We start from the raw sequence: 416 nt of genomic DNA, 5'->3' as shown, positions 1-416 counted from the left end.
CTGAGGGGTAACGGTGCCGCCGGATGCGATATTCGACTTGAGCGCCAGATCCGTGACTCGCTTAAACGTCTCCGGATCCTTCAGCGCGCCTTGCAGCTCTGCAACTCGCAGAAGGTCCATCATCATGTTCTCGGCTTTGGCGCCATGGCCTTCGCCTGAGTACATTTCGACAGCCGTCTTCATGCGAGCAAGATGAGGCATCATCTCCTGTGCATGGCCGAAATCGCCCATCACTGCTGTTGCCTCGCGCAGCAGCTTGATGTTCTGCGTGGCGGACTGACCGATGACGTTCATGCCCTTGGCGAACTTGTCAGCCTGGGCTGTGACGGCATCACCGAGCCCCATGGCGCGGAATTTGGCAAGTTCGGTTTCGTACTTTTTCGCCTCTTCCAGCGGGCCTTGAAGCAATTTCAGGC

Annotated in this window: 1 protein-coding gene; it reads right to left on the bottom strand. The window is 57.7% G+C overall.

Going from position 1 to position 416, the window contains the following annotated elements; translation table 11 throughout:
- The coding region (locus RVY79_RS17620) for a hypothetical protein (protein WP_317465788.1) at positions 1-416 on the bottom strand (416 nt) is incomplete at both ends.

This window comes from Chromohalobacter sp. HP20-39, from assembly GCF_033052815.1.
Lineage (GTDB): Bacteria > Pseudomonadota > Gammaproteobacteria > Pseudomonadales > Halomonadaceae > Chromohalobacter.
Note: the sequence above shows the minus strand (reverse complement) of the source record. Positions and strands in the feature narration are given on the sequence as shown.